Genomic DNA, 25,186 nt, shown 5'->3' with positions numbered 1-25,186 from the left:
AAACCCCCGGCCTGGGCCGGGGGTTCTGGTATCACTCGTCGAGGAAGGAGCGCAGGTGCTCGCTTCGCGTCGGGTGGCGCAACTTGCGCAACGCCTTGGCTTCGATCTGACGGATCCGCTCGCGGGTCACGTCAAACTGCTTACCGACTTCCTCAAGGGTGTGGTCGGTATTCATGTCGATGCCGAAACGCATGCGCAGTACCTTGGCTTCACGGGCAGTGAGGCCGGACAGTACGTCGCGAGTCGCTTCCTTGAGGCTCTCAACGGTGGCGACATCGATTGGCGACTGCATGGTCGAGTCTTCGATGAAGTCACCCAGATGGGAGTCTTCGTCATCACCGATCGGGGTTTCCATGGAGATCGGCTCTTTAGCGATCTTCAATACCTTGCGGATTTTATCCTCAGGCATTTCCATGCGTTCGCCCAACTCTTCCGGGGTCGGTTCGCGACCCATTTCCTGCAACATCTGCCGGGAAATGCGGTTGAGCTTGTTGATGGTCTCGATCATGTGCACCGGAATACGGATGGTGCGGGCCTGGTCGGCGATCGAGCGAGTGATCGCCTGACGGATCCACCAGGTGGCATAAGTCGAGAACTTGTAGCCGCGACGGTATTCGAACTTGTCCACAGCCTTCATCAAGCCGATGTTGCCTTCCTGGATCAGGTCGAGGAATTGCAAGCCACGGTTGGTGTACTTCTTGGCGATGGAGATCACCAGACGCAAGTTCGCTTCAACCATCTCTTTCTTCGCGCGGCGGGCCTTGGCCTCACCGATCGACATGCGACGGTTGATGTCCTTGATCTCGGCAATTGTCAGGCCGGTCTCGGTTTCAAGCGCGGTCAGCTTCTGCTGGCAGCGGATGATGTCCGGTTGCAGGCGACCAATGGCTTCAGCGTACTTCGCCTTGCCTTTGGCCAGTGCGTCGGACCAGCTTTCGTCAACTTCGTTGCCCGGGAACTGGCGCAGGAAGTCGGTACGCGGCATGCGCGCATCACGGACACAGAGCTGCATGATCGCACGCTCTTGTGCACGCAGACGCTCAAGGGCGCTACGAACGCGTTCAACCAGGCCTTCGAATTGCTTCGGCACCAGCTTGATCGGCATGAACAGCTCGGCCAGGGCCAACAGTTCGGCAATGGCCTGCTTGTTGGTGCGACCGTGCTTCTTCAATGCCTTGCGGGTGATTTCCATTTGATCGGAAACCGCCCCGAAACGCTGGGCAGCGACGATCGGGTCCGGGCCGCTTTCGACTTCTTCTTCGTCGTCGCTGCTGGCTTCAGCATCGTCGTCTTCGGAATCGTCGTCAGCTTTCGCCGCTTTTGCATCGACAGGCGGCGGTACTTCGGCGGCAGGCGGCGCAATGCCGTCGTCCGGGTCGATGTAACCGCTCAAGACGTCGGACAGGCGACCACCTTCGGTGGTGACGCGAGTGTACTCGGAGAGAATGTGGTCAACCGTGCCAGGGAAGTGCGCGATTGCGCCCATCACTTCACGGATACCCTCTTCAATACGCTTGGCGATTTCGATTTCGCCTTCGCGTGTCAGCAACTCGACGGTACCCATTTCACGCATATACATGCGCACAGGGTCAGTCGTGCGACCGATGTCGGTCTCCACCGCAGCCAGCGCGGCAGCGGCTTCTTCAGCGGCTGCCTCGTCGGTATCGGCGTCGGCCAACATAAGGGCGTCCGCATCCGGAGCACTCTCGTGTACGGGGATCCCCATGTCGTTAATCATGCGGATGATGTCTTCCACCTGCTCAGGATCTGAAATATCCTCAGGCAGGTGGTCGTTGACCTCTGCGTAAGTCAGATACTTCTGCTCACGACCAAGGGTGATCAACTCTTTGATACGAGACTGCTGTTGCGCTTTTCCGGACATAACACCCTATCCACTGAAGGTCTTGGCGGGCAAAAAACAAGCCGAGGATTATACCCGAGCTATGACCTCACACGCCAGCTGAGGTCGGGTTTGATGCGGAAACATTCTGTTTTAAGAGGTCGCGCATCTGTTTTGCTATCTGAATTTGCTCTTCAGCCGACAATCCCGGCTGTCTTGCTCTCTTGATCAGTTCATCGAGGGTCTGCGTGTGCTGGCCCGCGGATAACCTAGTAATGGTGTCTAAAAACTGTTGTTCAAGGTTATCGCCGTCAATTAGCCACTCCTTTTCCGCGAGCGCCTTGAGTAATCGGCCTTGTTCGGTGCCATGCCAGCGAGCCATCAGCTGAATAGAGTTTAGCTTAGGATTTTTCTGCACGGCTTCGATCAGGGCAATCAGCACCTGGGCGTAAGTGTTGCTCGCGTTGGCAAAATGATCGGCACTTTCAACCTTGCCCGCCAGTTGCGGGTGGTGGATGAGCGTGCGCAGGGCAATCAGCGTCGGCGCTTCTACGGCGACCGGGGTGCGCGGGGCATAGGCTTCATCGCGGTCACCGCGCTTGCCGTTCTTGCTCCAAGGCTTCTTGTTCCATTTCTTGCCGCCGGCGCCGGGCTTTTTCGGTGTCCACTCCTGCTGGGGCGCGTAGGCCTCCTGCGGCTGGTGGAAGTCGGCGTAATCCGGCATGGCGTCGTAGTCCATGCCTGGGTCGTAGGTCGGTGGCGGTGCATCTTGCGGCGCGCTGTGCGCCAGCTGGCTGACGGCTTCGCCGCTCAGGCCGGTGATCTCTTGCAGGCGTTGGCGCATAAGCGTGCGCAGGTTGGCGCCCGGCACCTTGTCGATCAGCGGCGCCGCGAGGGTGGCCATGTGGGCCTTGCCTTCGAGTGAGCGCGGGTCGGCTTCTTCGGTCAGTTGCTGGAAGAAGTAATCTGCCAGCGGTTGCGCGTGTTGGTTGATGCGGGCGCGGAATGCGTCGGTGCCTTCGGAGCGGACCAGGGTGTCCGGGTCTTCGCCTTCGGGCAGGAACAAAAAGCGCGCGCGGCGCCCATCTTGCAGGCTCGACAGCGTGGCTTCGAGGGCGCGCCAGGCGGCATTGCGGCCGGCCTGGTCGCCGTCGAAGCAGAAAAGCACACTGGGCACTACGCGAAACAGGCGCTTCAAATGTTCTTCGCTGGTCGCCGTACCCAGGGTCGCCACGGCATTGCGCAGGCCTTGCTGGGCGAGGGCGATCACGTCCATATAGCCTTCGACCACGATGATTTCATCGAGGTTGCGGTTGTTCTTGCGCGCTTCAAACAGGCCGTAGAGTTCCTGGCCCTTGTGGAATACCGGGGTTTCCGGGGAGTTCAGGTACTTGGGCTTGTCGTCCCCCAGCACGCGGCCACCGAAGGCGATGATGCGGCCGCGGCTGTCGCGGATCGGAAACATCACGCGGTCGCGGAAGCGGTCGTAACGTTTGCCGGTCTCGGCGTTTTCCACCAGTAGGCCGGCGTCGATCATGGCTTTTTGCTGCAGGGTGTCGCTGCTCAGGTGCTTGTACAGGTTGTCCCAGCCAGGCGGAGCGAAACCCAGGCCGAAGTCACGGGCGATTTCGCCGGTGAGGCCACGACCCTTCAGGTAGTCGACGGCGGCCTTGCGCTGCGGGTGGCTTTTAAGCGCCTGACGATAAAAGTCGGCAGCGGCCGTCAGCAGTGGGTACAGCGGCGAGTCGGTGGGCTGGCGCGGTTTGTGTGGGCGACCACTTTCTTCGCGAGGGACTTCCATGCCGGCGGCTTTCGCCAGGTCCTCGATGGCCTGGGGGAAGTCCAGGTTGTCGTGGTCCATGAGGAAACCGAGGGCATTGCCGCCAGCGCCGCAGCCGAAACAGTAGTAGAACTGCTTGTCGGGGCTGACGCTGAATGACGGGGTTTTCTCTTTGTGGAACGGGCAGCAGGCGGTGTAGTTCTTGCCGGCTTTTTTCAGTTGCACGCGCGAGCTGACGACATCGACGATGTCGGTGCGGTTCAGAAGGTCGTCAATAAAGCTCTGGGGAATTAGCCCGGCCATGGCGTTCTCGTCATCACTGCGTGTAAATGAGGGCCCATGATGTGCTCAAGCGCACGTAAGGCGTGGCTCGTTCATCGATTGTGTGCTGGGGCTGCATGGAAGTGTATCTGCCGAACATTCACTGACGTTAATTTCTGATCAGTCTTTGGCGTGGAAATGTTGCCCGGGCGTCCGGTCTTGGCCGTTAATGGGCCTCGGAATCGCTTTGTTGGGCACAGCCGACCTGTTGATCGTCTGTTTACAGAATAAGTGTGCTCGTCAGTAGCCTTGTTAGACTCGTCAGAAGAGACGTGCACCGCTGGCAGAAGAGCCAGTCCTGACGTGTGAAGCAGTTGTTTCAGTCGCATGTGCGGCGTCAACAGTGAAGCATCAAGCGTTGTCCGCAAATGCCATTAGCCCGGCTGAGGGCCGGGCTTGGCAGAAGCTTGCTACGAACGTCTGTGTATTAGTACAGACGAACGGCGCGGCGCTGTTCGCGCTGAACTTTCTTGGCGTGACGCTTAACAGCGGCTGCTGCTTTGCGCTTACGCTCAGAAGTTGGCTTCTCGTAAAATTCGCGGCTACGAACTTCAGCCAGTACACCGGCTTTTTCGCAGGAGCGCTTGAAACGACGCAGAGCTACGTCGAAGGGTTCGTTCTCTTTAACTTTGACGGCTGGCATCCAGAGCTACCTTCTTTCATTACCGGGATCAACGTTCTCGTCGCAAACAATTCGCGGCTGAGGTCGTCGGTTTTTAAGGGTTGCGGATGTTAACCCCTCATTGGCCGGAATGCAAAGCCTCTGATCGAAAACCGCTAGTCGGGAGGGGGAGTGGCGACTATTATGCGCGCCTTCGAATTCAGCCTCTACAAGGCGCAAACCCATGCTAGTACTGGGACTTGAAACCTCCTGCGACGAAACCGGTGTCGCACTTTACGACAGTGAACGCGGGCTTTTGGCCGATGCACTGTTCAGTCAGATCGACCTGCACCGCGCCTATGGCGGCGTGGTGCCGGAGCTTGCCAGCCGAGATCACGTCAAACGCATGCTGCCGTTGATTCGCCAGGTGCTGGACGAGGCCGGTTGCGTGCCGACCGAGATCGATGCGATTGCCTACACGGCTGGTCCAGGATTGGTCGGAGCCCTGCTGGTTGGGGCCTCTTGCGCCCAGGCACTGGCCTTCGCCTGGGGCATTCCGGCCCTTGGCGTGCACCATATGGAAGGCCATTTATTGGCTCCAATGCTGGAAAAAACGCCGCCAGAGTTCCCGTTCGTCGCTTTGTTGGTTTCCGGCGGCCATACGCAGCTGGTTCAGGTGGATGGCATCGGCCAATACACGCTGCTGGGTGAATCCCTGGACGACGCCGCCGGCGAAGCCTTCGATAAAACCGCGAAGATGATGGGCCTCAACTATCCAGGCGGTCCGGAAATCGCACGGCTTGCCGAAAAAGGCGTCGCCGGTCGCTACACCTTCCCGCGTCCGATGTGCGATCGCCCGGGTTTGATGTTCAGCTTCAGCGGCTTGAAGACCTCCGCGTTGAATACCTGGCAGCACAGCGTCAGCGCCGGAGACGACAGCCAGCAAGCCCGTTGCGACATCGCGCTGGCGTTCCAGCAGGCCGTGGTGGAGACTTTGACCATCAAGTGCAAGCGTGCGCTGAAACAGGCGGGCATGAAGCGCCTGGTGATTGCCGGTGGCGTCAGCGCCAACAAGGCCTTGCGCACGTCGTTGGAAAAAATGCTCGGCGACATGAAGGGCGACGTGTTCTACGCGCGCCCCGAGTTCTGCACCGACAATGGCGCGATGATCGCCTACGCCGGCTGCCAGCGCCTGCAGGCCGGGCAGCATGAGAGTCTGGCGATCAGCGTGCAGGCGCGCTGGCCGATGGAGCAGTTGTCTGCGTTGTAAGCCTTTGCATGGGGCAACGTGAGCGGGTATTTAAAAATGCCGTTCGCGCCCGGCAAACAGGTCGCGTAAATTGCCGCGGTGGCGCCAGACGATCAGCAATGTCAGCACGCTCATCGGCAACAGTGCCGCCGGCTCCTGCCAGGCCAGCAGCGGCAGGGTCAGCGGGGTGGCGATCAGTGCGGCGAGTGAGCTGGTGCGGGTCAGGTAGAACGTCAGCAGCCAGGCGATAACGGCCAGCAACGCTGCTGGCGGGTAGATCCCCAGCAACATGCCGGCCGCCGTGGCGACACCTTTGCCACCGCGAAAGCGGAAGTACAGTGGGAACAGATGGCCGAGGACGGCACACACGCCGACCCAGGCCTGCTGTTGCAGGGTAAGACCGGCGAGGCTGGCGATCAGCACGGGCAACAGGCCCTTGCACAGATCGCCCAGCAGCGTCAGCACGGCGAGCTTCTTGCCCGCCAGGCGCAACATATTGGTGGCGCCGGCATTGCCTGAACCACTCATTCGCGGATCGGGATTTCCCGTCAGGCGGCTGAGCAAAATGGCGAAGGACAGCGAGCCGAGCAGGTAGGCGAAAATCGCCAGTGACCAAAACATGCTAACTATTCCGGGCGAGGACGCCCTGATTCTAACGGGGCATCGCGCCCTTGTCGTGCTGCGGAGAAGAGTGCTTGGACAGAGTGTTTATCGAAGGCCTGGAAGTCGACACCGTGATCGGGGCCTACGACTGGGAGCGCGGAATCCGCCAATGCCTGCGCCTGGACCTGAGCTTCGCCTGGGACAACCGTCCGGCTGCGGCCGGTGACGACCTGACCCTGGCCCTGGATTACGCCAGCGTTAGCGCGCGCATCCAGGCGTTTGCCGAGCAATCCCAGTACCAGCTTGTGGAAACCTTCGCCGAGCGTCTGGCCGAAGTGTTGATGAGCGAGTTCCAGATTCCCTGGCTGCACCTCAAGTTGACCAAGCCTGGGGCTGTGCCGGCCGCCAAGGGCGTGGGCGTGGAGATCGAGCGCGGATGTCGCTAACTCAGATTTACCTTGGCCTTGGCAGCAATATTGATCGCGAGACCCACCTGCGCGCCGGTCTTGATGCATTGGCGAGCTTTCTGACGCAAATACGTTGCTCGGCTGTGTTCGAAAGCCAGCCAGTGGGCATCAAGAGCGGTCCGTTCTTTAATCTGGTGGTGTCGGCCTATACCGACCTGTCATTGATGGAACTGGATCGTCGCTTGAAATCCATCGAGGCCGATAACGGTCGCTATGCGCCGGACCGCAAAGGCTTGCCGCTGGACATCGACGTACTGCTGTATGGTGACCTGGTGGGCGATTTCGATGGTTTGATCCTGCCGCGAGCAGAGATCCTCAAGAACGCCTTCGTGCTGTGGCCGCTGTCACTGATGGCGCCGCAGCGTGTGCATCCTGAGGTGGGCAGGACCCTTGGCGACCTGTGGCGCGATGCGCAGATCGACCAGGTGCTGGCGCCTGTCGGGTTTGAATGGCAAGGCCAGCAACTCACGCCCGATGAGCTTCTGTAGGCCTGTGGCGAGCGCTGGGGTGCGCGGCGCCCCCGCGCCACGGTGGATTGGCGTCTACAGGTTGTGTTGCTCTTTGTAGGTTTTCAGCGCCTTGAGCCGTTCGCGCTTTAGAGCCTCGCCCAGTTCCGGGCCTTTGAAGCCCTTCTCCAGCAATGGCGCCACCGCCACCTCCCGCGCGGCCTTGGCAGCGCCGCGTAGATAATCCGCCTGTGGATAACTACGCTGCTCGAAACCCTTGCGGCCTCGGGCATCCATTTCGCAGGCGACCACAAACTCTTCGAAGCGCTGTGGTCGACGGTACACGTCAAAACTCTGCAGTAATTCCAGTAAAGTCGAGGCCTTCAGCTCCAGTGCCCGGTGGCCATGGGTGTGATATTGACCCACCAACAGTGCCAGTTCCTGGCAATCTCGCGGCACCTTGAAGCGTTCGTTGACCGCCTTGATCAGTTTGAGGCCGGTGTATTCGTGCGCAATGTGCTGTGGCAACTTATCCACAGGCGTCAGGCCCTTGCCCAGGTCATGCAGCAGGCAGGCCCAGCGCACAGTCAGCGGCTGTGTGTGTAGGGCGGCCTGTTCCAGCACGCTTAAGGTATGCACGCCCGTGTCGATCTCGGGGTGGTGCGCGGCCGGTTGCGGCACGCCGAAGAGGGCATCCACTTCCGGCATCAAGGTTTTCAGGGCGGCGCAGTCGCGCAGCACTTGGATAAATACCTGTGGCTGATCTTCCATCAGTGCGCGGGAGATTTCCTTCCAGCTGCGCTCCGGGGTCAGGGCTTCCAGTTCGCCGGATGCACTGAGTTGACGCATCAGCTCCAGGGTTTCCGGTGCGACGCGAAAACCCAAGGGCGCGTAGCGCGCGGCGAAGCGGGCAACACGCAGGACTCGAAGGGGATCTTCGGCAAATGCGGGGGAAACGTGACGTAAAATGCGCGCTTTGAGATCGCGCTGCCCGTTATAAGGATCGGTCAGGTTGCCGTCGTCATCCTCTGCCATGGCATTGATGGTCAGGTCGCGGCGGACCAGGTCTTCTTCCAGCGTGACGTCAGGGCTGGCGTGGAACACAAAGCCACCGTAACCCCGGCCGCTCTTGCGCTCGGTGCGGGCGAGGGCGTATTCGTCACCGTTTTTCGGGTCGAGGAACACTGGGAAGTCCGAGCCCACCGGCTTGTAGCCCTTGGCGAGCATCTCTTCTGCCGTGGCACCCACGACAACGCGGTCGATGTCGGTGACCGGGATGCCCAGCAGGCGATCCCGTACCGCACCGCCGACTTTGTAGATTTTCATGAAAAAGCCTCCATTAGCCGCACAGGATACCGCCTGTGCCCTGCCAATGGAGGCTTTGCCGATTCAGAGGTGGACGACGGCAAGGTCCAGGCGGCCGTAGTCGTTGTCGTTGTGATCGGTGCGCGGGGGCACGTGGTGGGTTTTCATCACCTGATCGCCCTGCAGGGTTTCCAGGTGGATGTCGAAGCCCCAGAGCCGATGCAGGTGCTTGAGCACTTCCTCGGTGGACTCGCCCAAGGGTTTGCGGTCGTGTTGCTGGTGGCGCAGGGTCAGCGAACGGTCGCCGCGCACGTCGATGCTGTAGATCTGCACGTTGGGTTCGCGGTTGCCCAGGTTGTACTGCGCCGCCAGGGTTTCACGGATGATGCGGTAGCCGGGTTCGTCGTGGATGGCCGGTACCACCAGGTCGTCCTTGAGATCGTCGTCGAGGATGCTGAATAGCTTGAGGTCGCGAATCACCTGGGGGGACAGGTATTGCAGGATGAAACTCTCATCCTTGAAGCTGCTCATGGCGAACTTGATGGTCGATAACCAATCGCTGCCGGCGATTTCCGGGAACCAGCGGCGGTCCTCCTCGGTGGGGTGTTCGCACATGCGCCGGATGTCGCGGTACATGGCAAAGCCCAGCGCATAGGGGTTGATGCCGCTGTAATACGGGCTGTCGAAGCCGGGCTGGAATACAACGCTGGTGTGGGATGTGAGGAACTCCATCATGAAACCGTCGGTGACCAGGCCTTCGTCGTACAGGTCGTTCATCAGCGTGTAGTGCCAGAACGTCGCCCAGCCTTCGTTCATCACCTGGGTCTGGCGCTGTGGATAAAAGTACTGGGCGATCTTGCGCACGATGCGCACGATTTCCCGTTGCCACGGCTCCAGCAAAGGCGCGTGTTTTTCCAGGAAGTACAGGATGTTTTCCTGGGGTTCGGCGGGGAAGCGCGCATTGTCCTTGTCGCTGTTTTTGCCGGTTTTTTTCGGAATGGTGCGCCATAGGTCGTTGATCTGTTTCTGCAGATGCTCCTCGCGCTCCTTTTGGCGCAGGCGTTCTTCCTCGGCGGAAATCGGGTACGGGCGTTTGTAGCGATCGACGCCGTAGTTCATCAGCGCATGGCAGGAGTCGAGCAGGTCTTCCACCGCATCGATGCCGTGGCGCTCCTCGCACTGCATGATGTACTGCTTGGCGAATACCAGATAGTCGATGATCGAGCTGGCGTCGGTCCAGGTACGGAACAGGTAATTGCCCTTGAAGAAGCTGTTGTGCCCGTAGCAGGCATGCGCCACTACCAATGCCTGCATGCAGATGGTGTTTTCTTCCATCAAATAGGCGATGCACGGGTCGGAGTTGATCACGATCTCGTAGGCCAGGCCCATCTGGCCGCGGCTGTAGGACTTCTCGGTGCTGAGGAAGTGCTTGCCGTAGGACCAATGGTGATAACCCAAGGGCATGCCCACGGAGGCATAGGCGTCCATCATCTGTTCGGCAGTGATCACTTCGATCTGGTTGGGGTAGGTGTCCAGGGCATAACCCGCCGCAATACGGCTGATTTCCCGGTCATAGGCCTGGATCAGTTCAAAGGTCCACTCGGACCCCGTGGAAATCGGTTGGCGCTTTTGCTCTTTTTTGGCGGTCATGTCACTAACCTGCGCTGGAAGAGTTCACGGAAGACCGGGTAGATGTCGCCGGCCGAGACCAGTTGCTGCTGGGCGAACGTGTCGGCAAAGGCTTCGCCGATGCGCTCGTATTCGAACCACAGGGCCTGGTGCTCACGGGGGGTAATCTCAACATAAGTGTAGTACTGCACGAACGGCATGATCTGGTTGATCAGGATGTCGCGGCAGATGGGCGAATCGTCGTTCCAGTTGTCGCCGTCCGAGGCCTGGGCGGCGTAGATGTTCCATTCGTTGGCCGGGTAACGTTCGGCCATGATCTCCTGCATCAGCTTCAGTGCGCTGGAGACGATGGTGCCGCCGGTTTCCCGTGAGTAGAAGAACTCTTCTTCGTCCACTTCCCGGGCGCTGGTGTGATGGCGGATAAACACCACGTCGATCTTGTCGTAGTTCCGTTTCAGGAACAGGTACAGCAGGATGAAGAAGCGCTTGGCGATGTCCTTGGTGGCTTGAGTCATGGAGCCGGAGACGTCCATCAGGCAGAACATCACGGCCTTGGAACTGGGGTTGGGCTGCTTGACCAGCAGGTTGTACTTCAGGTCGAAGGTGTCGAGGAACGGCACGCGGTGAATGCGCGCGCTGAGTTTCTCGATTTCTGCCTCGATTTCCTGAATATCGCCGAAGTTGTCCGGCTCTTCGCGTTTTAGACGCGCCAACTCTTCCTTGGCTTCCTTGAGCTTGGCGCGGCTGCTGCCGGACAGGGCGATACGCCGCGCATGGGCCGAGCGCAGGGTGCGGATGATATTGATGCGAGACGGATTGCCCTCGTTGCTGATCCCGGCACGCACAGTCTTGAAGGTATCGGTGCCGGTCAGGTTGCGCTTGACCAGGTTGGGCAGTTCCAGGTCTTCGAACATGAATTCGAGGAACTCTTCCTGGGTGATCTGGAACACGAACTCGTCCATGCCCTCGCCGGAGTTGCCGGCCTTGCCCGGGCCTTTGCCACCGCCACCGCCTTGGGGGCGCTGGATGTGTTCGCCGGTGGTGAACTCCTTGTTGCCGGGGTGCACGACAGTCTGTTTGCCGCCCCGGCCGTGGTGCAGCACCGGTTCGTCGATGTCCCGGCCGGGAATGCTGATTTGTTCGCCATGCTCCATGTCGGTGATGGAGCGGCGGCTCACGGCCTCTTCAACGGCCTTTTTGATATGGTCACGGTAACGCCGCAGGAAACGCTGGCGGTTTACCGTGCTCTTGTTCTTGCCATTGAGGCGTCGGTCGATCACATAGCTCATGGGGCCCTCCGGGAGCTTCAAGTCGTAAGCTGCAAGCGACAAGTAAAAGCGGATCGGCTTTTACTTGCAGCTTGTAGCTAGAAGCTTGCAGCTGCTTCTCTTACTGCGATTTCCGGACCCGTAGGTACCATTCCGACAGAAGCCGTACCTGTTTGTCGGTGTAGCCACGTTCGACCATGCGTGTGACGAAGTCGTTGTGTTTTTGCTGATCCTCCTTGCTGGCCTTGGCATTGAAGCTGATGACCGGCAGCAGGTCCTCGGTGTTGGAGAACATTTTCTTCTCGATGACCACCCGCAGCTTCTCGTAGCTGAGCCAGGTGGGGTTCTTGCCGTTGTTGTTGGCCCGGGCACGCAGCACGAAGTTGACGATTTCGTTGCGGAAATCTTTCGGGTTGCTGATGCCGGCCGGTTTTTCGATCTTTTCCAGTTCCTCGTTGAGGGCTACGCGGTTGAGGATCTCGCCGGTTTCCGGGTCGCGGTATTCCTGGTCCTGGATCCAGAAATCGGCGTACAGCACGTAGCGGTCGAAGATGTTCTGGCCGTACTCGCTGTAGGACTCCAGGTACGCGGTCTGGATTTCCTTGCCGATGAACTCGATGTAGCGCGGTGCCAGGTATTCCTTGAGGAACCGCAGGTAGCGCTCGCGGGTTTCGGCCTGGAATTGTTCCTGTTCGATCTGCTGTTCCAGCACGTAGAGCAGGTGCACCGGGTTGGCGGCGATCTCGTGGGGGTCGAAGTTGAAGACCTTGGACAGGATCTTGAACGCAAAGCGTGTCGACAGGCCGTTCATGCCCTCGTCCACACCCGCGGTGTCGCGGTATTCCTGGATCGATTTGGCCTTTGGATCGGTGTCCTTGAGGTTCTCGCCGTCGTACACGCGCATCTTCGAGTAGATATTCGAGTTCTCCGGCTCCTTGAGGCGCGACAGCACGGTGAACTGGGCGAGCATCTTCAGGGTGTCGGGCGCGCAATGGGCCTTGGCCAGGGAGCTGTTGAACAGCAGTTTGTCGTAGATCTTGATCTCATCGCTGACCCGCAGGCAGTACGGCACCTTGACGATATAGATCCGGTCGATGAAGGCTTCGTTGTTCTTGTTGTTGCGGAAGGTGTGCCACTCCGATTCGTTGGAGTGGGCCAGCAGGATGCCGGTGAACGGAATCGCGCCGAGGCCTTCGGTACTGTTGTAGTTGCCTTCCTGGGTGGCGGTGAGCAGTGGGTGCAGCACCTTGATCGGTGCCTTGAACATCTCCACGAACTCCATCAGGCCCTGGTTGGCCCGGCACAGCGCGCCCGAGTAGCTGTAGGCGTCGGCGTCGTTCTGTGGGAACTCTTCCAGTTTGCGAATATCGACTTTGCCCACCAGCGCCGAGATGTCCTGGTTGTTCTCGTCGCCCGGTTCGGTCTTGGCCACGCCGATCTGGTTAAGGATCGAGGGGTAGAGCTTGACCACGCGGAACTGGCTGATGTCACCGCCGAACTCGGCCAGGCGCTTGGTGGCCCAGGGCGACATGATGGTGTTGAGGTAGCGGCGTGGAATGCCGAAATCCTCTTCGAGGATCGCGCCATCTTCGGTGGCGTTGAACAGGCCCAGGGGCGACTCGAACACCGGCGAGCCCTTGATGGCGTAGAAGGGCACTTTTTCGATCAGTTGTTTGAGTTTTTCGGCCAGGGACGATTTACCGCCACCGACGGGGCCGAGCAGGTAGAGGATCTGTTTCTTCTCTTCCAGGCCCTGGGCCGCGTGGCGGAAGTAGGAGACGATCTGGTCGATGCATTCTTCCATGCCATGGAAGTCTTCAAAGGCCGGATAGCGACGGATCACCTTGTTGGAGAATATTCGCGACAGCCGCGAATTGTTCGAGGTGTCTATCAATTGCGGCTCGCCTATCGCCAGCAGCAGACGTTCGGCGGCAGACGCGTAGGTGCTGCGATCCTGTTTGCACAGCTCGAGGTACTCTTGCAGCGTGAGTTCCTCCTGCTGTGTGGATTCGAAGCGGTTTTTGAAGTGGCTAAAAATACTCATGACGTCGTCACCTCGCTCGATACGTGGAGCCGACGCCGGATCAATCAGTCGATGCTGGCAGTCATTGGCAGACGCCAATGGCCGTTTTCCCCCCAGAACACCCTGAAACGCTACCGATGACCCGCACGCCGGTGTACCGGCTCTCCCCTGATTCGGATGGCCTGCGCTTAAGGATAGTTCGGAATCAGGGAGGTCAAGGCGCGATGCGTAATTAGTTTGGCTGCGCCGTTCGTCAGAAACGGCGCGAGCCCAAGCGTCACGCGGGGTAGCGGGGTGTGAAAAAAATTATTGCGAGTCGCCTGAGGAAATTTCCGCAGGAAAGGTCGTACGCCACAGCTCAAAGCCACCGTCCAGGCTGTAGACGTCGGAGAAGCCCTGGCTGATCAGGTAGGCCGCTGCGCTCTGGCTGGAATTGCCGTGGTAGCAACCCACGATCACCGGTGCGTCGAGGTCGGCGGCGCGGATGAAGTCGGCGATGTTGTGGTTGTCCAGGTGCTGGGCGCCGCTGATGTGTGCAGCGGCAAAAGTCGGTTGGTCGCGGATGTCGACAACCACTGCGCCTTTCTCGCGCAGGGCCTGGGCTTGTTCGGGAGAGATGCGTTTGAATTCGCTCATGGGGGCTCCTAGGGCTTGGCGGCCGGCAGTGTAACGGAAAGGGGCGATTCGCACTGGCAGCTGTGGCGCTCGCCGGTGTCGATGTTCATCAGGGTCATGGCACCGCCCCACACGCAGCCGGTGTCGAGGGCAAATATACCGGGCTCGGTGCACTTGCCTTCGAGGGCTGCCCAGTGGCCAAAGATGATCTTTGTGCCGGCGGCCTTGCGGTCCTTGTGGGCGAACCAGGGTTTGTAGCCGGGCAGCGCGGTGTCGGCGCCTTCCTTGCTCTTGAGGTCCAGCTTGCCTTCGGCGGTGCAGAAACGCATGCGCGTGAAGTAGTTGGTGATCACCCGCAGGCGGGCAACGCCGGTCAGGTCGTTGTCCCATTTCACCGGATCGTTGCCGTACATGCCGTCGAGGTAGGCGGTGTACAGGTTGTCATCGGCCAGGGCCGCCTCGACTTCGGCAGCGCACTTGAGGGCTTTCTTCAGCGTCCATTGCGGCGGGATGCCGGCATGCACGAGGGCCATGTTGCGGGCCTCGTCATAGTGCATGAGCTTTTGTCGGCGCAGCCAATCGAGCAAATCGGCCCGGTCGGGTGCGTCGAGGATCTCCCGCAGGGTGTCGCTTTTTTTCAGGCGTTCGACGTTTTTATCCGCCGCCAGCAAGTGCAGGTCGTGGTTGCCCAGCACGCAGACCAGGGAATCGCGCAGGCTATATAAGTAGCGCAGGGTCTCCAGGGATTCGGGGCCGCGGTTGACCAGATCACCGACCAGCCACAGGCGGTCGCTTTTCGGGTCGAAGGCCACGCGCTCAAGTAAGCATTTGAGGGGTTCCAGGCAGCCTTGCAGGTCGCCGACCGCGTACGTCGCCATCAGTGCAGGGCTCCTGGCACGGCGAGGCGGAAGGGTGCGATGACGGCGTCGAACAGCTGGCCGTCCGTTGCTTTCATCTGATAGGAACCTTGCATGGTACCGACCTTGGAGGTCATCACCGTGCCGCTGCTGTAGGTGTGGCTGGCGCCGCAGTCGATCAACGGTTGCTGGCCGACGACGCCGGCACCGCGTACTTCCTCGACCTGACCGTCACCATCGGTGATCACCCAGTGGCGTGATAGCAACTTGGCCGGCACCAGCCCGTTGTTTTTCACCGTGATGGTGTAGGCAAAGGCGAAGCGGTTCTGTTCAGGTTGCGATTGGTCCGCGAGGAAGCGGGTGACGACGCTGACGTCGATCTGATAGCGAGGATCGGACATGCGAAAGGCCTTAAAAGCAAAAGCGGAGGACAGCAGATGCGGATCAGTCTAGGCCAAGAGGCGGGCACTAGGCCAGACATGCCGTCTGGCCTGTGCTCGGCAGGCTTCAGTCCGCGGCGGGCGCTGGCTGGATGGCAAGCTGGTCGGCCAGGCGCACGAATGCAGCCAGGTCCAGCTGCTCGGGGCGCAAGCTGCCGTCGACGCCAGCGGCTTCGATTTCAGCATTGCTCAGCAAAGCCTTGAGCGTGTTGCGCAGGGTCTTGCGACGCTGGTTGAAGGCCTCGCGTACCACGCGTTCGAGCAGCTTGTGATCCTTGGCCGGATGCGGCAGCACAGCGTGTGGCACCAGGCGCACGATGGCCGAATCGACCTTCGGCGGCGGGTTGAATGCGCCCGGGCCGACATTGAACAGGTGTTCGACGCGGCAGTGGTACTGGACCATGATCGACAAGCGGCCCCAATCACCGCCGCCAGGCCCTGCGGCTAGGCGCTCTACCACTTCCTTTTGCAGCATGAAGTGCATGTCACGGATGATCCCTGCGTTATTCAGCAGGTGGAAAATCAGCGGCGTAGAGATGTTGTACGGCAGGTTGCCCACCACGCGCAGGCTGTTCGGCGCGGCGTTGAGGCTGTTGAAGTCGAACTTCAGCGCATCGCCCTGGTGCAGGTTGAAGTTGGGCTTGTTGGCGAACTGCTGGTTGAGGATCGGGATCAAGTCCTTGTCCAGTTCCACTACGTCCAGCTGCCCACCGCTGGCCAGCAGGCCTTGGGTCAGTGCGCCCTGGCCCGGGCCGATTTCCAGCAGACGGTCTTCGGGTTTGGCATGGATGGAGCGCAGGATGCGGTCGATCACGCCAGCGTCGTGCAGGAAGTTTTGCCCGAAGCGCTTGCGCGCCCGGTGTTGGTAATGCTCGGTCATATACGGGTCTCGGCCATCTGATAGGCGGTTTCCAGGGCCACGTGCAGGCTGCCGGTATCGATCTTGCCGCTGCCCGCCAGGTCCAGGGCAGTGCCATGGTCGACGGAGGTGCGGATGATCGGCAGGCCCAGTGTCACGTTGACGGCGGCGCCGAAGCCTTTGTATTTAAGCACCGGCAGCCCCTGGTCATGGTACATCGCCAGCACTGCGTCGCAGTGCTCCAGATATTTGGGGGTAAACAGAGTGTCTGCAGGCAGTGGGCCGCGCAGGTCCATGCCTTCTTGGCGCAGACGCTCCAGGGTGGGTTCGATGATGTCGATTTCTTCATGGCCCAAGTGGCCGCCTTCACCGGCGTGGGGGTTGAGCCCACAGACCAGGATGCGCGGTTGGGCGATGCCGAATTTCTGTTGCAGGTCGGCGTGCAGGATGCGCGTGACGCGCTCAACCCGCTCGACGGTGATGGCGTCGGCAATTTCACGCAGCGGCAGGTGCGTGGTCACCAGGGCGACGCGCAGGCCGCGGGTGGCCAGCATCATCACGACTTGTTCGGTGTGGGTCAGTTCGGCAAGGAATTCGGTATGCCCGGAAAAGGCGATCCCGGATTCGTTGATCACGCCCTTGTGCACCGGTGCGGTGATCATCCCGGCGAAGTCGCCGTCGATGCAGCCTTGGCCGGCACGGGTGAGGGTTTGCAGCACAAACGCGGCGTTGGCTTTGTCCAGTTGGCCGGCAATTACCTTGGCCTGCAGCGGGGTGTCCCACACATACAGGCTGCCGGCGGGGGCGGGCAGGTCGGGCCAGTTGCCTGGCGCCACGTCCAGCAAACTGACAACCACACCCAGCTGCGCGGCCCGCTCAAGGAGCAGGTCACGGCTGGTAATGGCAATCAGGGGGTATGGCTGTGGGTGCGAGGCGAGCAGCAGGCACAGGTCTGGACCAATGCCGGCCGGCTCGCCGGGTGTTACCGCGAAACGCTGGGGTTTCACTGGGGTGCCTGGTCGGTGCCTGTTTGCTCGGCGCCTGGCAGCTTGTTTTCTACGTAGGCTTCGTCACGGATCTGACGCAACCAGGTTTGCAGCTCTTCGTCGTATTTGCGGTTACGCAGTACGGACAGGGCTTGTTGCTCGCGGGCCTGGCTGGTGTTGTCGGTGGCGCGACGGCCAAGGACTTCCAGCACGTGCCAGCCATATTGGGTCTTGAACGGCTTGGACAATACGCCTTGCGGGGTCTTGGCCATGACGTCCTGGAACTCTGGCACCAGGGCTTTCGGGTCGATCCAGTTCAGGTCGCCGCCGTTGAGGGCGGAACCCGGGTCTTCCGAGAAGCTCTTGGCCAGGGTGGCGAAGTCTTCACCGTTTTCGATACGGTCATAGATCTTCTGGGCCAGTTCCTTGGTCTGGGCTTCGGTGCGGATTTCGCTAGGTTTGACCAGGATATGACGAACGTGCACTTCGTCTTTCAGCGAGGTCTCGCCGCCGCGTTTCTCCAGCAACTTCAGGATGATGAAGCCGCCCGGCGTACGTGCGGGCTGAGTGATTTCACCCGGCTGCATGGCGCTCAGCTCACGATCGAATGGAGGTGGCAATTGAGCGGCTTTACGCCAGCCCATGTCACCGCCGTCCAAGGCGTTGTCGCTGTTGGATACGGCAATCGCCGTCTGGGCAAAGTCGGCACCGGCTTTCAGGCGGTTATACACCGCCTGGGTCTTGGCGGCGGCGGCATTGAGCTGCTCGGAGTTGGCGCTGTCGGGTGTAGCGATCAGGATGTTGGCCAGGTGCAACTCTTCGGAGAGCTGCATCTTGCCCAGATCGGAAGCCAGGAAGTTCTTCACTTCCTGTTCCGACACCTGAACCCGCTCAGCTACGCGACGCTGACGTACACGGCTGATGATCATCTCGCGACGGATCTGGTCACGGGCGTCCTCATAGGACAAGCCGTCGTGGGCCAGGGCGGCACGGAACTGGTCGATGCTCATGTTGTTGCGTTGAGCGATGGTGCCAACCGCCTGGTTCAGTTCTTCGTCCGAAATACGGATACCGGAACGCTCGCCGATCTGCAGTTGCAGGTTCTCGACGATCAGGCGTTCCAGCACCTGTTGGTCCAGCACGCTGGTCGGTGGCACGCCACCGCCACGCTTGGCGATGGTTTGCTGGACTTCCTTGACGCGTTGGTCCAGCTGGCTCTGCATGATCACGTCGTTATCGACGATGGCCACCACTTTATCCAGCTGTTGAACCGCAGCGTGTGCCGATGCGGTACCCAGGAACAGCGCGCCCAGTACGAGCGGGCGCAGACAATCAGAAAGCTTGGTCTTCACGTTCACGATAACCTTCAATGCCTTTGTCGAGGAAGCTCTCTACCTTGGCGCCGGTCAGGCCGCCGAGTCCTTTGAGGACGATCTGCAGGAAGAGCCCGTGGTCACCCTTTTCGTTAAGCGGGGCGATCTGGCTGTATTCGTCGTTGGCAACCCAGTAACGGTTGATGACACGCAGTTTCCAGCAGCAGTTGTCGTACTCGAAACCACCGAAGGCTTCCAGGGTACGGTTGCGGGCATAGTCATACTGCCAGCGGGTGATCAGGTTCCATTGTGGAACAATCGGCCACATCATCGAGAAGTCGTGTTGCTGGATTTTGTAGTAATCCTTCACGAAGTTCGCGTCGCCTTCCTTGCCATAGTCACCACCGAACTGCCATTTGCCGGTCAGCTGGTTGTACACCACCTGATCGTTGCGATAGCGGTAGCCAAGGTTGACGACCTTGTTCGGGTTGTCTTCCGGCTGGTAGTGGAACATCGCGCTGCCGGAACGAGGACTGTGGTTCTCGGTGTCCCAGTTGTAGTCGGCCGTGGCGCGCCAGTCGCGGTTGAAGCGGAACTCGTAGTCCAGGGCGATTGGCGATACGTTGGACTGTGCGTCGGCACGGTCTGCGGCCAGGATGCCCGGCAGTTGCACCTCACGATCCTTGAAGTACAGCGCCTGGCCAACGGCGACGCGTTGACGTTCGAAGCCGTTTTCTTCGATCCAGCGGCTAGTCACACCCAGGGATAGCTTGTTCTCGTCGCCGATCCGGTCGGAGCCGCTGAAGCGGTTGTCACGGAACAGCGAGGCGTAGCTGAACGAGTACTCACTGGTGTCGAATACCGGGATGTCGCTCTGGTCCTTGTTCGGTACGTACAAGTAGAAGGCGCGCGGTTCAAGAGTCTGGCGATAGTCTTTGCCGAACCAGTTGGTGTCGCGGTCGAAGTACAGGCCGCTGTCGACACTGGCGACTGGCACGGCACGGTCTTGCGAGCTTTTGAATGTGCCGCCGGAATATTGGGTCCCGGCTAACGCTGCTGCTGCTTGCGCCGCAGCGATGTCGTTCTTGCCTCGGTTATCCAGATCAAGATCGTACTTGGTGTAGACGTACTTGAGCTTCGGCGTAATGAAACCGTAGGTCGACTCCATCGGGTACGAGACAGCCGGGGCAGCGTTCAGGCGAGTACCGTTTGCACGGGTCAGGCCTCTGACATTGGTGTCCAGGCGAGGGGTGACTGTTACCCCGTCCTGAGAAACAAAGTCGCCACTTAGAAGATTTCGCTCAAACCGAACTGCTTCGGTCTCGTAAGTGAAATCCAGGCCGCCCGGATGGTAAGGCAGTGCACCGTTAAAGGTGATCTGCGGCAAACGGTCATACGGCGTGATCTGGGAAATCGTCGCCAGCTGGTAAGCCTGCACATTCAGGCGCGCCTGATAGGAGTCGCCACGGTAAGCCACCGAACCTTGCTGGTTCAGGAAGTCGCGGCTTTCCACACCTTCCTGATAGGCCTTGAGGTCCTGGAAGTAGTACGGATCGCTGATCTTGGTGTAGTCGACCTGAGTCGTCAGGCGCGAATCCAGCCCACCCCTGTGCTGCCAATTGAGCATATAGCGGGTTTTTTCGTAATCGGTCTGCTTCTTGCGCTCGTCGCTATCGTCATTCAGGTACGCCCCACCGAACTGACCTTCGCTGGACTTGGTGAGGTAGCGGAATTCGCCTTCCATCAACATGCCGCGCTTGGTCATGTACTGCGGATACAACGTGGCATCGTAGTTCGGCGCCAGGTTGAAGTAGTAAGGCGTAACCAGGGTGAAGCCGGTTTCGCTGCCGGTGCTGAAGCTCGGCGGCAGGAAGCCGGACTGACGACGGTCGTCGATCGGGAAATAGATGTAAGGGGTGTACAGGATCGGAATGTTCTTGATCCGCAACGTCGCGTTGGTGGCCGTACCGAAACCGGTCGCCGGGTTCAACGTGATGTTGTTGCCCTTGAGCTGCCAGGCGTTGCTGTCCGGCTCGCAGGTGGTGTACGTACCGTCCTTGAGACGGATGATCGCGTTTTCGGCACGCTTGGCGTACAGCGCGCTGCCGCGGATACGCGACTTGTGCATCACGTATTCGGCGTTGTCGATCTGTGCCGCACCGGTATCCAGCTGGACTTCGGCATGGTCGCCGACGATCAGCGCGCCGTTGTCGCGCAGACGGACCTTGCCGTTCAGCTCGCCACGGTTCTCGGCCTGATACAGGCTGGCCTCATCGGATTCCATCTGCATGCTGCCCTGACGCATGACGACGTCACCGGCCAGGGTCGCGACCTGTTGTTCCTGCTCGTAACGAGAGGCCTTGGCACCGATGAAGGTCGGCGCATCGCTCTGTTTCGTCTTGTCGTTCATGCCAGGACGAGTCGGCTCGATATACGCACCGCCGCAATACGGGCCGGTTTCGGCCAGTTGGGCAGCGGTCAGCTTCTCGCGGGGTACCCAGTCCAGGTGGCTGTAGTCGGCGCTGCGCGAACGCAGGCCACGGCCCTTGGATTCGGTGACCAGTGCGGTCTGCGGCGCGGCGTCGGCGCTGCCGCCGGTTTCGCCTTGCGACGCAACGGCGGTCGAGCCAGCGGCGGCACCGTCGTGCACCGGACGCGGTGGCAATGGGGCTGCGGCGGTTTTCGGCGCGCAATCCCAGGCACCCGAAGCAGAGACTGAGCAGTCATACTGTTCCGCGGCGACCACGAATGAGGTGGCGAAAGGTTGCATGGCCAGCAGACTGCCGGTTACCAGCAACGGAAATTTTCTACGAAACGCGGGGGATTTCAATGCCATCTTATTAGTCCGGGCTTCCTGCGTGCCATCTGCCCGCGGTGTGGGCCGCACGACTCTCGATGGTCTGAAAAAGATGCGTGATAATAAAGCATGACCCGCTTGACGGCTAGGGCCGTCGGAGACCCTTGTAATGCCCGACCAAGATCTACGTTTACAACAGCTGGAAGTCTGGCTGGAAGAGCAGTTACCGATCCTTTTCAATGCTCAAGGCTGGGGTGCCGTACCCCCGGCAACATTGACCGCAGCCAGCAGCGACGCGAGTTTCAGGCGTTACTTCCGCTGGGAAGGCGGTGGTCGCACGTTCGTCGTGATGGACGCCCCACCCCCCCAGGAAAACTGCAAACCTTTCGTCGATATCGCGCATCTGCTGGCGAAATCGGGAATAAATGTGCCAAAAATTTATGCAGAAGATTTGCCGCGCGGCTTTCTTTTGCTCAATGACCTGGGCACAAAAACCTATCTGGACGTGATCGACGAGCAAAACGCCGACCCATTGTTCGCCGATGCCATCAACGCCCTGCTGGCCTTCCAGCAATTGCCGATGGACGCGCCACTGCCCAGCTATGACGTGGCTTTGCTGCGCCGCGAGCTGGAATTGTTTCCCGAGTGGTACGTGCGTCGCCACCTGGGTCGTGAACTGGATACCCACCAGCAAGCGCTGTGGCAACGCGCCAGCGACCTGCTGATCGACAGCGCCCTGGCCCAGCCGAAAGTGCTGGTGCACCGCGACTACATGCCGCGCAACCTGATGATCAGTACGCCTAACCCCGGCGTACTGGACTTCCAGGACGCGGTCTACGGCCCGGTGACCTATGACATCACCTGCCTGTTCAAGGATGCGTTCCTCAGCTGGCCCCAGGCTCGTGTGCGTGAATGGCAGCGCGGCTACTGGGAGTGCGCTGTGCAGGCCGGAATTCCTGTGCAGGCGCAATTTGATGACTTCCTGCGCGCCAGCGACCTGATGGGCGTGCAGCGTCACCTCAAGGTCATCGGCATTTTTGCGCGGATCTGCCATCGCGACGGCAAACCCCGCTACCTGGCCGATGTACCGCGCTTCTTTGCTTATATAGAAGCGGTGCTGGCGGATCGCCCTGAGCTGGGCGAGTTGGCCGAACTGCTGACCAGCCTGCGCCAGCCCGCCGAGGCGACGGTATGAAGGCCATGATCCTGGCCGCCGGCAAAGGTGAGCGGATGCGTCCGCTTACCCTGCACACGCCCAAGCCGCTGGTGCAGGCCGGCGGCAAGCGCCTTATCGAGTATCACCTGGAGGCGCTGGCCAAGGCCGGTTTCACTGAAATCGTGATCAACCATGCCTGGCTCGGCCAGCAGATCGAAAGTTACCTGGGCGACGGCGCGCAGTTCGGCTTGCGTATCCAGTACTCGCCGGAGGGCGAGCCGCTGGAGACTGGCGGCGGGATCTTCCAGGCCTTGCCGTTGCTGGGGGATGAGCCATTTCTGGTAGTCAACGGCGACATCTGGACCGACTACGATTTCAGCCGACTGCGCCAGCCGCTCCAGGGCCTGGCCCATCTGGTGATGGTCGATAACCCGGCACATCACCCCTCGGGCGGTGATTTCTACCTCGATCAAGGTTTGCTTCATGATGCTGCGCCCGGTGCCGATAACCTGACCTTCAGTGGCATTTCTGTGCTCGACCCGCAGCTGTTCGCGGGTTGCAGCGCCGGTGCCTTCAAGCTGGCGCCGCTGTTGCGGGCGGCGATGGCCAAGGATTTGGTGACGGGGGAGCACATGGCGGGACGCTGGATTGATGTCGGTACGCTGGAGCGCCTGGCGCAAGTCGAAACCCTGCTGACAGCGGGGCAGTAATATGCTGTGGCCAGGGACGCTGATCGGCGCCGGGGCTGGCTTTGCCATTGCCAGTATTCCGGGGGCCATGTTGGGTGCGCTGTTGGGGCAGGCGCTGGATCGGCGGTTGCACCTGCAAAACTGGGCGCAACTGCGCGAGCGCCTCGGCGGGCGGCCGGCGTTGCGCAACGACGAGTTGTTGTTTGTGCTGCTGGGTCGCCTGGCCAAAAGCAATGGCCGGATCGTCGACGGGCATATCCAGCAGGCGCGCCAGGAAATGCGCGCGCTGGATATGTCCGAGCCTGCCCAGCGCCGGGCGATTGCCGCGTTCAACCGTGGCAAGTCCGGCACCGACCGCGTGCGCAGCTACTTGCGCGTGCTCAAGGCCCAGCCCCATGCCGCGGAAGGTGTGTTGCGTGCCTGTTGGCGCATGGTCTGGGCGGACGGCAAGGCGGATGACGCCGAGCGCGATCTGATCGAGCAATGGGGTAAATGGCTGGGCTGGACGCCGCAACAGTTGCAGGCATTGGCGACTGACTACAAGCCGGAACGCAAGCCGCTGGTGAGCCGGGGGATGTCCTATCAGGACGCGTTGCGCCTGCTCGCCGTGACGGCCACCACTGAACCTGCGGTGATCAAACGTGCCTATCGTCGCCTGCTCAGCCGCCACCATCCGGACAAGATTGCTGGCACTGGCGCAAGCCCCGCGCAAGTGCTTGAGGCCACCGAGCGTACCCGCGAGCTGCACAGCGCGTTTGCATTGATTCGCGAGCGCCGGGATTTCCGCTAGTCATCGTCAGTCTTGATTTGATAACCCATTCCAATGTGGGAGCGGGCTTGCTCGCGAATGCGGTGGTTCAGTCAAAACATCTGTGACTGATACTCCGCCTTCGCGAGCAAGCCCGCTCCCACAAGGGGATCGGCGGTGTTCTTTGAGTCTGCGATCAGTCGGCGGTTGCCTGCGGGCTCAGCCAGCCACGAATCCGCCGATACAACTGCTCCTGCTCGGCCGAGCTGTTGCCCGGCACGGTCTTGAGCGATACCTGCTTGTACCCGTCATTCTTCGAGCGCTTGGCCGCCTGAATACGTTCCAGCGCGGCTTTGCGATCCTGGGCGGCGTCTTGATAGAACACATCCGCCGTGGGCACCTTCAGCTCCGGAGCCAGTTGTTGCAAATTCGGCTGGCGACCTGCGGGCGTTTTGCCGGCGACCATCACCAGTTTCTGCACCTGGGCCGGCTGTTTCTCGCTGAGATAACGCGCCGCCCACCAGGCGCCGGTGCCGTGGCCGAGCAGCACCACACTGCGCGCACCCTGGGTCTGGGCGAAGGCGACGGCGGCGTCGATGCGCTCGAAGATGCGCTTGGCGTCGGTTTTGTCGCTCTCGTCCGCACCTGGCACCACCGCCGGATCGGTGCCTTCGGCTTCGGCGCTGGCCGCTTGTTCGATGGGCTTGGCGGCGGTGCTGCCGTCTTTGCTGCTGGTGTCGACCGCTGCCTTCGGCGCTTCGATCACCCGAGGTGGCAAGGTGTCGATGTTGATGTCGGGCAGCGAGAGGCTGAGGGTGCCCCAATTGGCATTGGGCAGTTTGCGCCGCAGCGGTGCAATTGCTTGCGGCCAGTCAGCACTTTCGCCGGCGCCCGGTACGATAATCACCACGCCTTCGGGTTCGGCGCTGTTGGCCGGTTTCCACAAGGCCAGGAAGGTATCGCTGGCGGCCTGCAGTTGTTGCTGTTCCTCACGCGGAACCTGGCGTTCCAGGGCCCTGGCATCTTCCTGGCTACGCTCCGGCAGGGGTTGGCGCACGGCAGGTGTTTCGGCGGCGGGGGCAGGCACATCGGCGGCCTGCGCAGAAAAGCCGCTGGTAAAGAGCAGCGACAGGCACAATGCTGGCAGTGCCGAGCGGTTTCGAGGTGGCATCGTTGGTTTCCGGCCGTAAGTGA

22 protein-coding genes are annotated in these 25,186 nt (G+C 60.6%); 6 read left to right on the top strand and 16 right to left on the bottom strand.

The window, feature by feature from the left end:
* Positions 1 to 31 precede the first annotated feature (31 nt).
* From rpoD to rpsU, 3 genes are all read right to left on the bottom strand, one after another.
* Entirely contained in the window at positions 32 to 1,882 is a 1,851-nt protein-coding gene (gene rpoD / locus AC3ISR_RS25700; RefSeq protein WP_463984171.1) for an RNA polymerase sigma factor RpoD, read from the bottom strand.
* Between the two features lie 67 nt (positions 1,883 to 1,949).
* A complete protein-coding gene (gene dnaG, locus AC3ISR_RS25695; RefSeq protein WP_463984172.1) occupies positions 1,950 to 3,923 on the bottom strand; it encodes a DNA primase in 1,974 nt (657 codons plus the stop codon).
* A 445-nt stretch (positions 3,924 to 4,368) separates the two neighbouring features.
* Positions 4,369 to 4,584, bottom strand: a complete 216-nt coding sequence (gene rpsU, locus AC3ISR_RS25690; protein ID WP_002551877.1) for a 30S ribosomal protein S21 — start codon at positions 4,582 to 4,584, stop codon at positions 4,369 to 4,371.
* Between the two features lie 202 nt (positions 4,585 to 4,786).
* Here rpsU and tsaD point away from each other — a divergent pair, with 202 nt between their 5' ends.
* Complete coding sequence (gene tsaD / locus AC3ISR_RS25685) at positions 4,787 to 5,812, top strand: tRNA (adenosine(37)-N6)-threonylcarbamoyltransferase complex transferase subunit TsaD (RefSeq protein ID WP_192299811.1); 1,026 nt, start codon at positions 4,787 to 4,789, stop codon at positions 5,810 to 5,812.
* 30 nt (positions 5,813 to 5,842) lie between these two features.
* On the opposite strand, the gene plsY is transcribed toward tsaD, so the two are convergent.
* The gene (plsY, locus tag AC3ISR_RS25680) at positions 5,843 to 6,412 is read right to left on the bottom strand and encodes a glycerol-3-phosphate 1-O-acyltransferase PlsY (RefSeq protein WP_105524764.1); all 570 of its coding nucleotides are present in this window, start codon (positions 6,410 to 6,412) and stop codon (positions 5,843 to 5,845) included.
* A 74-nt stretch (positions 6,413 to 6,486) separates the two neighbouring features.
* Here plsY and folB point away from each other — a divergent pair, with 74 nt between their 5' ends.
* Positions 6,487 to 6,840 carry a dihydroneopterin aldolase gene (folB, locus tag AC3ISR_RS25675; RefSeq protein WP_015886183.1) on the top strand — a complete coding sequence of 118 codons (354 nt, stop codon included), beginning with the start codon at positions 6,487 to 6,489 and terminating at the stop codon, positions 6,838 to 6,840.
* On the top strand, positions 6,831 to 7,349 hold the full coding sequence (folK, locus tag AC3ISR_RS25670) for a 2-amino-4-hydroxy-6-hydroxymethyldihydropteridine diphosphokinase (RefSeq protein ID WP_192299810.1): 519 nt from the start codon (positions 6,831 to 6,833) through the stop codon (positions 7,347 to 7,349). Before folB ends, folK begins: the two co-directional genes overlap by 10 nt.
* A gap of 54 nt (positions 7,350 to 7,403) precedes the next feature.
* On the opposite strand, the gene AC3ISR_RS25665 is transcribed toward folK, so the two are convergent.
* The 11 genes from AC3ISR_RS25665 to AC3ISR_RS25615 all read right to left on the bottom strand — a co-directional run bounded on the left by AC3ISR_RS25665 (position 7,404) and on the right by AC3ISR_RS25615 (position 21,438).
* Positions 7,404 to 8,633, bottom strand: a complete 1,230-nt coding sequence (locus tag AC3ISR_RS25665) for a multifunctional CCA addition/repair protein (protein ID WP_192299809.1) — start codon at positions 8,631 to 8,633, stop codon at positions 7,404 to 7,406.
* 63 nt (positions 8,634 to 8,696) lie between these two features.
* Complete coding sequence (locus AC3ISR_RS25660; RefSeq protein WP_192299808.1) at positions 8,697 to 10,262, bottom strand: SpoVR family protein; 1,566 nt, start codon at positions 10,260 to 10,262, stop codon at positions 8,697 to 8,699.
* The gene (locus AC3ISR_RS25655; protein ID WP_016977872.1) at positions 10,259 to 11,530 is read right to left on the bottom strand and encodes a YeaH/YhbH family protein; all 1,272 of its coding nucleotides are present in this window, start codon (positions 11,528 to 11,530) and stop codon (positions 10,259 to 10,261) included. Before AC3ISR_RS25655 ends, AC3ISR_RS25660 begins: the two co-directional genes overlap by 4 nt.
* A 100-nt stretch (positions 11,531 to 11,630) precedes the next feature.
* A complete protein-coding gene (locus tag AC3ISR_RS25650; protein WP_192299807.1) occupies positions 11,631 to 13,553 on the bottom strand; it encodes a PrkA family serine protein kinase in 1,923 nt (640 codons plus the stop codon).
* A gap of 285 nt (positions 13,554 to 13,838) precedes the next feature.
* Positions 13,839 to 14,168, bottom strand: a complete 330-nt coding sequence (gene glpE / locus AC3ISR_RS25645; protein WP_192299806.1) for a thiosulfate sulfurtransferase GlpE — start codon at positions 14,166 to 14,168, stop codon at positions 13,839 to 13,841.
* Between the two features lie 8 nt (positions 14,169 to 14,176).
* Complete coding sequence (locus tag AC3ISR_RS25640) at positions 14,177 to 15,025, bottom strand: symmetrical bis(5'-nucleosyl)-tetraphosphatase (RefSeq protein ID WP_192299805.1); 849 nt, start codon at positions 15,023 to 15,025, stop codon at positions 14,177 to 14,179.
* On the bottom strand, positions 15,025 to 15,405 hold the full coding sequence (gene apaG, locus AC3ISR_RS25635) for a Co2+/Mg2+ efflux protein ApaG (RefSeq protein WP_192299804.1): 381 nt from the start codon (positions 15,403 to 15,405) through the stop codon (positions 15,025 to 15,027). The genes AC3ISR_RS25640 and apaG overlap by 1 nt, the downstream gene beginning before the upstream one ends.
* A 106-nt stretch (positions 15,406 to 15,511) precedes the next feature.
* Positions 15,512 to 16,324, bottom strand: a complete 813-nt coding sequence (gene rsmA, locus AC3ISR_RS25630; protein WP_192299803.1) for a 16S rRNA (adenine(1518)-N(6)/adenine(1519)-N(6))-dimethyltransferase RsmA — start codon at positions 16,322 to 16,324, stop codon at positions 15,512 to 15,514.
* The gene (pdxA, locus tag AC3ISR_RS25625; protein ID WP_463984174.1) at positions 16,321 to 17,310 is read right to left on the bottom strand and encodes a 4-hydroxythreonine-4-phosphate dehydrogenase PdxA; all 990 of its coding nucleotides are present in this window, start codon (positions 17,308 to 17,310) and stop codon (positions 16,321 to 16,323) included. Before pdxA ends, rsmA begins: the two co-directional genes overlap by 4 nt.
* Positions 17,307 to 18,641 (bottom strand): peptidylprolyl isomerase, encoded by a 1,335-nt coding sequence (locus AC3ISR_RS25620; RefSeq protein ID WP_463984175.1) that lies wholly within the window; start codon positions 18,639 to 18,641, stop codon positions 17,307 to 17,309. The genes pdxA and AC3ISR_RS25620 overlap by 4 nt, the downstream gene beginning before the upstream one ends.
* Positions 18,622 to 21,438: an LPS-assembly protein LptD gene (locus AC3ISR_RS25615; protein ID WP_463984176.1), complete on the bottom strand. Its 2,817-nt coding sequence runs from the start codon at positions 21,436 to 21,438 to the stop codon at positions 18,622 to 18,624. Before AC3ISR_RS25615 ends, AC3ISR_RS25620 begins: the two co-directional genes overlap by 20 nt.
* Before the next feature lie 130 nt (positions 21,439 to 21,568).
* Between AC3ISR_RS25615 and AC3ISR_RS25610 the strand changes: the two genes are divergently transcribed.
* From AC3ISR_RS25610 to AC3ISR_RS25600, 3 genes are read left to right on the top strand one after another with little or no spacing between them, the layout of a single operon-like run.
* A complete protein-coding gene (locus AC3ISR_RS25610; RefSeq protein WP_192299799.1) occupies positions 21,569 to 22,594 on the top strand; it encodes an aminoglycoside phosphotransferase family protein in 1,026 nt (341 codons plus the stop codon).
* Positions 22,591 to 23,265 carry an N-acetylmuramate alpha-1-phosphate uridylyltransferase MurU gene (gene murU, locus AC3ISR_RS25605; RefSeq protein WP_192299798.1) on the top strand — a complete coding sequence of 225 codons (675 nt, stop codon included), beginning with the start codon at positions 22,591 to 22,593 and terminating at the stop codon, positions 23,263 to 23,265. Before AC3ISR_RS25610 ends, murU begins: the two co-directional genes overlap by 4 nt.
* Before the next feature lies 1 nt (position 23,266).
* On the top strand, positions 23,267 to 24,034 hold the full coding sequence (locus AC3ISR_RS25600) for a TerB family tellurite resistance protein (protein WP_192299797.1): 768 nt from the start codon (positions 23,267 to 23,269) through the stop codon (positions 24,032 to 24,034).
* A gap of 154 nt (positions 24,035 to 24,188) precedes the next feature.
* Here AC3ISR_RS25600 and AC3ISR_RS25595 read toward each other — a convergent pair whose 3' ends face one another.
* Entirely contained in the window at positions 24,189 to 25,163 is a 975-nt protein-coding gene (locus AC3ISR_RS25595; protein WP_463984177.1) for an alpha/beta hydrolase family protein, read from the bottom strand.
* Positions 25,164 to 25,186: the final 23 nt, after the last annotated feature.

Source organism: Pseudomonas sp. GL_117 (genome assembly GCF_057835125.1).
The sequence above is the reverse complement of the archived record's forward strand: the minus strand, read 5'-3'. Positions and strand labels throughout refer to the sequence as shown.